A 6,419-nucleotide genomic window follows, 5' to 3' on the forward strand; every position below is an offset into this window, starting at 1 on the left:
CTTCCCAGTCCAGGACCAGGAACTCTGGCATCGGCTCACCCGCGGACACTCGGGGAGCGAATCAGGCGCGCGGGACTGCTGGTGCCTTGTGCGCGCGCCGCGGCTGAGGCATCCGGAGGGAGGCGGGAGACAGCACCCGCGCCTTCCGGGAGCGGCCCGCGCCGCTCCTGCTGGACATCCCACCGGGTACCCGCGACATGACGCTCCTCCCGCCGCCAGAGGTCCAGGACACCGCCCCTCGCAGGAAACGGTGGCCGCGCGCCGCGGCCTGGACGCTGGGCGCGCTCCTGGTGCTGGAGGTCTCCCTCAACGTGGCGCTCAACCTGGGCGCCGTCCAGGCCATCATGCGCCGGTCCACCAGCCGGACCGAGCTCGCCTGGAAGCGCGCCTGGTGGCTCTGGCCCTTCGGACAGCTGCACCTCCGCGACTTCACGCTGACCCAGCAGAATCAGCACCAGTGGTGGCAGGTGAACCTGGACACGTTGGAAGCCAGCGTGTCGCTGACCGCCCTGCTGCGCAAACGCGTGGACGTGAAGCACATCGACGGACATGGCGCGCGCTTCCGGATTGAGCCTTCGTTCGGCATCGAGAAGGAGCCCCCACCGGGACCGGACTACCGCCCGTGGGTCATCCAACTGGCGGATGTCACGGTCCACGAGGTCCGCGAGCTGGACTTCGGCCGGGTCCGCTTCGTGGGGGACCTGGACGTGCAGGGCTCGCTGGACATCAAGGGCCGGGAGCGCGTCCACGTCGAGACGCCTTCGATTCGCGTGGTCTCCGGCGCCATGGAGGTCGACCAGAAGCCCGTCACCCGGTTCGAGCGGCTGGAGGCGAAGGCAGCGCTCGAGGTGCCCTTCACGGACGAGAAGGGCTGGGACCTCTCACGGGCGCTCAGCGCGCAGGTGACGAGCCAGCTGGAGCTGCTCCCGCTGGACTGGCTGAACGCGCACCTGGGGTCCGACAACGCCGTCTCCCTGAGCGGGGGCGCGGGCAAGGTGGACCTGGACCTCCACCTCAAAGACGGCGCGCTGGCGGAGGACAGCCGGATTGACGTCCAGGGCCAGACGTTGAACGTGCGGGCAGGCCCCATCCGAGCGCGGGCGCCCTGGGCCCTCAAGGCCTCACTGACTTCGGAGCGCCCGGACATGCGGAGAGGAACAGCCACGCTCACCTTCGCGCCCGTGCGGGTGTCCGGTCCCGAAGGCACGGGGGCAGAGATCCCTGAAATCACCCTCACCGTCCTCGCGCGTCGCGTCGCGGAGCAGTCGGACTGGGAGCTGGAGCCAGACCTCCGCGTGGCCCGGAGCCGGCCGTTGGACCTGAGGATGCTCAACCCCTGGCTGGCGCGGACGATTGAAATCGACTCCGGCTCCATGACGGTGCAGAGCCGGGAGCGGGCGAAGTCCGCGAAGGCGCGGGACTCGCTGCGGCTGAGCGTGGACTCCGACCTGGTCTCCGGGCGAATGGGGAACGTCAAGGTCCTGCTGCGCGCCGAGGCGGACGTGGACGCGCGGAACCTGTCGTGGGACTCGAAGTCACTGTCCCTGACGGGGACGACGCTCCGGCTGACGAACGTGTCCACGAATGGCCCCGTGCCCATCCGGGCCTGGAGCGGCGTCTTCACCCTGCCCCAGGCCCGGCTGTCCCTGTCCCCGACGGTGCTGTCGGCGCGCTTCGCCAGCAAGCTCACGGACACGCAGCCCGTCGCCGCGCTGCTCACGTCCGCCAAGAATCTGCCGCGCTTCGTGACGTCCCTGCTCAACATCCGGGACGTCTCGGTGACGGGCCAGGTGCAGATTGACGAGGACGGGCTCCAACTGCGCGAGCTGAAGGCGGACGGAGAGGGCTTCTCCCTGCGAGGCCACCTGGACCTCGCGCAGGGCGAGCTGAAGGGCGCGCTCCTGGCGACCCTGGGCGCCCTCACCGGAGGAATCGAGTTCAAGCCTGGCGGCCAGGACCTGCACCTGCTGAACGCGAAGCAGTGGTTCGCGAAGCAGCCCGAGCCGCCGCTCCGGTAGGCGCCATCTACGCGCCCCGAATCAGACGGAGATGCCGGGCTGCTGCCGCAGGTACGTGCGGATGGCGTCGATGGCGTGTCGCACCTTGGCCGGCTGTCCCGAGCGCCGCGGCGTGACGGCCCAGAGCTGCAAGGGGGAGAGGCGCCATTCGGGCAAGAGCACTTCGAGCCGTCCCTGTCGCAGCTCGTCTTCCACGTCGGCCAGGATGCAGCGCGTGATGCCCAGCCCCGCCGCGCACATCTGGTGGAGGGTGAGCTGGTTGTTGCTGGAGACCCGCGGCGTCACCTGGACAGGACGGCTCGTTCCGGCAGGGCCCTGGAGGTCGAAGGACAGGGTTCGGCCGTCCGCCACGGCCGCGAGCCACTCGTGTCCAGGCAGGTCCTCGAGCGTGCGTGGCCGCCCCGCCTTCTTCAGATAGCCCGGGGCGGCACACAGCCCCAGGTGAAGGTGACAGAGCGGCTGCGCCACCCAGGAGGAGTCCTTCATCCGGCCCGCACGGAGCGCCAGGTCGATGCGTTCATCGATGAGGTCGACCAGGCCATCATCCGCTTCGAGGCGAAGCTTCAGGGACGCGTGTCTGGCGAGCAGCGGCTCCAGCGCGGGCGCCACATAGCGCGCCAGGCCGAGCGGCAGGGAGATGCGCAGCTCACCCGCGGGCATGTCCCTCGCGAGCGAGAGCTGCTCACGGGCCCGCTCCGCCACCTCCACCATCTCACGGCAGTGGGCGGCGAACCGCGCACCGGCATCCGTGAGCGACAGCTTGCGGTTCGAGCGCCGCACCAGGATGACGCCGAAGGACTCCTCCAGGATGCGGAGCTGCTGGCTCACCGCGGAGGTGCTGATGCGGAGGTGCCGGGCCGCCGCGCTCAGCGAGCCCGCGCGGGCAATCTCAGCGAAGAGCGCCATTCGCTTCAGGTCGTCCATGTTGAAGCGCAGCTTAAAGTTGATTCAGAGAGCCAGTCACTGCCGGCGTGCGCCTCACCGCCGTACCGTGACGGCCATGACACCTCAACGCATCGCAGTCTTTGGAGCGACCGGCACCGTAGGTTCGCTCCTGGTGGATGTCCTCGTGAAGCAGGGGCACCACGTCCGGGCGCTGTCCCGCAAGGCCACCGCCCTCTCCGGCGCCGAGGCCGTGCGCTTCGACTTCGCCCAGCCTGGCGAGCTCGGCGCCGTGCTGGAGGGGATGGACGCGGCCCATGTCCTCATGCCGGCGGACAACCTGAGCGTCATCGAATACCTCGCTCCCGTCATCCGCGCGGCGGCCGAGCGGGGCGTGAAGGTGGTGTTCCAGTCCGTCATGGGCGTGGAGGCGAATGAGGCAGACCCGTATCGACAGGTCGAGCTCCAGTTGGAGCGCTCAGGCGTCCCCTACGTCATCCTCCGGCCCAACTGGTTCTCCGACAACTTCCACCTCATGTGGAGCCATGACGTCCGCGCGGGACGGCTGATGCTCCCGGCGGGCGCCGGTGAGACGAGCTTCATTGATGCGCGCGACATCGCGGACGCCGCCGCCGTGGCGCTCACGACGAACCGGTTCGACGGGCAGGCCTTCACGCTCACGGGCCCCAGGGCGCTCAGCTTCAGCGAGGCCGCGGCCGTCGTGGCACGCGTGACGGGCCGGCCGCTCGAATACGTCGCGATTTCGGAGGGCGCCTTCATCCAGCGCATGTGCGACGCCGGCTTCGACGTCCCGTACGCGGAGATGCTCGCCGCGCTCTGCGCCGCCGTGCGTGAACAGTGGACCGCGGCCACCACGGACAGCGTCCAGGTGCTGACAGGCCACGCGGCGCGCTCGTTCGAGCAATACGCCCAGGAGCGCCTGAAGCTGTAGTTCGCGCGGGCCCAGGGCCCGCCCTACCCGGCCCAGCCTTCCTGCTTCAGTAACGCCAGGACGCGGGCGCGCACGTCATCGCGAATCTCACGCACGCGCTCCACCGGCTTGCCCTTGGGGTCCTCCAGCGGCCAGTCGCCGCGCTTCAGCCCCGGCACATAGGGGCACGCATCGCCGCACCCCATGGTGATGAGCCATTGAGCGCCCTGGGCCAGCTCGTCCGTGAGGCGCTGGGGCCTGGCCGCGGACAGGTCGATGCCCACCTCGGCCATGGCGGCCTGGACCTCGGGGTGGACGCGCTCCCCGGGCTGCGTCCCGGCGGACACGGCGCGCGCGCGGGCCGGGTCCGCCAGCGCGTTGAAGAAGGCCGCCGCCATCTGCGAGCGGCCGGCGTTGTGCACGCAGGCGAAGATGACCGTGTTCATGGGAAGAGCCGGCGCTTGAGCCAGAGCGACAGGTAGACGAGCGCGATGAGCGCGGGCACCTCGATGAGCGGCCCCACCACGCCAGCCAGCGCCTCGCCGGAGGCCATGCCGAAGACGCCCACCGCCACCGCGATGGCCAGCTCGAAGTTGTTCCCCGCCGCCGTGAAGGACAGCGACGCCGTCTCCTCGTAGCTGAAGCCCAGCTTGCGCGAGAGGAAGAAGGCGCTGGTGAACATGATGGCGAAGTAGACAATCAGCGGGAGGGAGATGCGCACCACGTCCAGCGGCAGGCGGGTGATCTTCTCCCCCTGCATCGCGAACATGAGGACGATGGTGTAGAGCAGGCCGATGAGCGCGGTGGGCCCCAGGCGCGGCAGGAAGCGCTGCTCGTACCAGGCCTCGCCCTTGAGCCGCGTCAAGCCGATGCGCGTCAGCGCGCCAGCCACCAGGGGCACGCCCAGGAAGATGAGCACGCTCTTGGCGATGCTCCACATGGACACGTCGAACGCGGTCACCTCCGCGCCGAGCCAACCCGGGATGACCGTGAGGAAGAGCCAGCCCAGCACCGAGTAGAAGAGAATCTGGAACACAGAGTTGAGGGCCACCAGCACGGCGGCGACCTCGTTGCTGCCACACGCGAGCATGTTCCAGATGAGCACCATGGCGATGCAGCGGGCCAATCCGATGAGCACCAGGCCGTTGCGGTACTCCGGCAGGTCCGGCAGGAAGAGCCACGCCAGCGCGAACATCAGCACCGGCCCCACCACCCAGTTGAGCACCAGCGAGGTGGTGAAGAGCTTGCCGCGCGTGCGCAGCCGGCCCAGCTCGCCGTAGCGCACCTTCGCCAGCACCGGGTACATCATCCACAGCAGGCCGATGGCGATGGGCAGCGACACGGTGTCCAGCTTCACCGTGTCCAGCCGGGCGCCCAGGTCCGGGAAGGCCCTGCCCAGGCTGATGCCCAGGCCCATGGCGGCGAAGATCCACACCGGCAGGAGCCGGTCGATGACAGAGAGCTTCTTGACGATGCTGGAGGAAGGAGCGGCGGCGTTCATGGACAGGCTCTTGGACTACTTGCAGGCGTTGGGGCCGCGGCTCTCGAGGAGGCGTGCCACGTCCTCGCGGAGCACGTCGCGCTTGGAGAAGGCGGCGACCAGGGCCTTGAGCTGCGCCTTGCACACCTCGTCCAGCTGCGGGGCCAGCCGGTAGTAGACCCAGCTCGCGTCGCGGCGAGCCTCGACGATGCCGGCGTTCTTCAGCACCGCGAGCTGGCGGGAGGTATTCGACTGCGTCAGCGCGAGCGCGGACTCGAAGTGGCAGACACACAGCTCCCCGTGGCTGAGGAGCGCGACGATGCGCAGGCGCGTCTCGTCTCCCAGCGCCTTGAAGAGGCGGGAGGCGGAGCGGACATCCAGGGACGTGATGGCGGCTGGCATGACGAAATCACAATATTGAAATGTCGTGGTTCCGCAAGCCCGGCTCCCGTGACGGTTGTGTGACGGCCCCCCCGGTGTTCGCGGATTCAAGCGCTCGATGTCCAGAGCAGCAGCCCGGTGAGCGCGCCGCCCAGGACCAGCCAGGCGGAGTTGAGCCGGAAGCGCGCCAGCAGCACCGCGCTCAGGAGCGCCAGGCCCACCGTCCAGGCGTCCACCAGCGCCGAGCGGCCCAGTTGCCACGTCACCACCGCCATCAGCGCGAGCGAGGCCACGTTGACGCCGTCCAGTACGGCCCCCGCCACCCATGAGCGGCGCAGGCGCGGCACCAGCGGCCCACTCACCGCGACGAAGAAGAAGGCCGGCAGGAAGATGCCCACGGTGGCCACCACCGCCCCCACGCTGCCTCCCAGGAGGTAGCCGATGAACGTCGCCGTCGTGAAGACGGGGCCAGGGGTCACCTGCCCCACTGCCACGGCGTCGAGCAACTGCGCCTGCGTCAGCCAGCCCCACCGCTCCACCAGGTCCGCGCGCAGGAAGGCCAGCAGCACGTAGCCGCTCCCGAAGAGGACCGCGCCTACCTTCACGAAGAAGAGGAACAGCCCGCCCAGACTGAAGGGCACGGCGCCCGCCGCACCGACCGCCAGCCCGTGGAGGGCCAGGGGCATCCCCAGCGTCATCGCCCCAGGCCCCTGCCGTGTCCCAGGGG

7 protein-coding genes are annotated in these 6,419 nt (G+C 69.6%); 2 read left to right on the plus strand and 5 right to left on the minus strand.

From position 1 onward, the window contains the following. Window positions 1-197: 197 nt before the first annotated feature. Entirely contained in the window at window positions 198-2,018 is a 1,821-nt protein-coding gene (locus G4D87_RS01960) for an AsmA family protein (protein WP_163777865.1), read from the plus strand. Between the two features lie 21 nt (window positions 2,019-2,039). Here G4D87_RS01960 and G4D87_RS01965 read toward each other — a convergent pair whose 3' ends face one another. Next, complete coding sequence (locus tag G4D87_RS01965) at window positions 2,040-2,942, minus strand: LysR family transcriptional regulator (protein WP_163777868.1); 903 nt, start codon at window positions 2,940-2,942, stop codon at window positions 2,040-2,042. Window positions 2,943-3,018: 76 nt separating this feature from the next. Between G4D87_RS01965 and G4D87_RS01970 the strand changes: the two genes are divergently transcribed. Beyond that, window positions 3,019-3,852, plus strand: coding sequence for an NmrA family NAD(P)-binding protein (locus tag G4D87_RS01970; RefSeq protein ID WP_163777871.1), 834 nt, complete (start codon window positions 3,019-3,021; stop codon window positions 3,850-3,852). 23 nt (window positions 3,853-3,875) lie between these two features. On the opposite strand, the gene G4D87_RS01975 is transcribed toward G4D87_RS01970, so the two are convergent. From G4D87_RS01975 to G4D87_RS01990, 4 genes are all read right to left on the minus strand, one after another. Further along, window positions 3,876-4,277, minus strand: a complete 402-nt coding sequence (locus G4D87_RS01975) for an arsenate reductase ArsC (RefSeq protein ID WP_163777874.1) — start codon at window positions 4,275-4,277, stop codon at window positions 3,876-3,878. Further along, complete coding sequence (arsB, locus tag G4D87_RS01980) at window positions 4,274-5,332, minus strand: ACR3 family arsenite efflux transporter (RefSeq protein WP_163777877.1); 1,059 nt, start codon at window positions 5,330-5,332, stop codon at window positions 4,274-4,276. The genes G4D87_RS01975 and arsB overlap by 4 nt, the downstream gene beginning before the upstream one ends. A gap of 15 nt (window positions 5,333-5,347) precedes the next feature. Further along, complete coding sequence (locus G4D87_RS01985; RefSeq protein ID WP_163777880.1) at window positions 5,348-5,713, minus strand: ArsR/SmtB family transcription factor; 366 nt, start codon at window positions 5,711-5,713, stop codon at window positions 5,348-5,350. Window positions 5,714-5,799: 86 nt separating this feature from the next. Beyond that, window positions 5,800-6,419 (minus strand): chromate transporter (locus G4D87_RS01990; protein ID WP_240357945.1); only part of this gene is annotated, 620 nt, incomplete at its 5' end.

The organism is Myxococcus vastator, assembly GCF_010894475.1.
GTDB classification, from domain to species: Bacteria; Myxococcota; Myxococcia; order Myxococcales; family Myxococcaceae; genus Myxococcus; species Myxococcus vastator.

Coding starts and splice junctions, on each gene's coding strand:
- G4D87_RS01960 (WP_163777865.1), top strand. CDS start 198: ATGACGCTCCTCCCGCCGCCAGAGGTCCAGGACACCGCCCCTCGCAGG.
- G4D87_RS01965 (WP_163777868.1), bottom strand. CDS start 2,942: ATGGACGACCTGAAGCGAATGGCGCTCTTCGCTGAGATTGCCCGCGCG.
- G4D87_RS01970 (WP_163777871.1), top strand. CDS start 3,019: ATGACACCTCAACGCATCGCAGTCTTTGGAGCGACCGGCACCGTAGGT.
- G4D87_RS01975 (WP_163777874.1), bottom strand. CDS start 4,277: ATGAACACGGTCATCTTCGCCTGCGTGCACAACGCCGGCCGCTCGCAG.
- arsB (WP_163777877.1), bottom strand. CDS start 5,332: ATGAACGCCGCCGCTCCTTCCTCCAGCATCGTCAAGAAGCTCTCTGTC.
- G4D87_RS01985 (WP_163777880.1), bottom strand. CDS start 5,713: ATGCCAGCCGCCATCACGTCCCTGGATGTCCGCTCCGCCTCCCGCCTC.